The organism is Methylobacterium sp. AC315, from assembly GCF_979253755.1.
In genome coordinates this window covers 1-230 of the sequence record NZ_CEEDEA010000171.1, presented here as the reverse complement: position 1 = coordinate 230, position 230 = coordinate 1, and the positions used below count along the sequence as shown (strand labels likewise).

General features: G+C 75.7%; 1 pseudogene. It reads left to right on the top strand.

From position 1 onward, the window contains the following. Positions 1-230 (top strand): annotated as a pseudogene (locus AC0IY0_RS29160) (xanthine dehydrogenase family protein molybdopterin-binding subunit); the annotation flags it as partial.

Sequence of the window (230 nt, the reverse complement as noted above, 5' to 3'; positions counted from 1 at the left end):
CAGGAACGCCGCCGCGCAGGTCCGGACACTCCTCGTCGCGGAGGCGTCGCGGAGGCTCGGACAGCCCGCTGCCCCCCTGCGGGCCGAGGACGGAGCCGTGATCGGCGCCGGCGGTGCCCGGCTCGGCTATGGCGAGCTCGTCACCGACCCGTTGCTAACCGCCGAGGCCCAGCCGACTTCGGATCTCACGCCGCCGTCCTCGTTCACGGTCCTGGGGCGGCCGGTGCCGC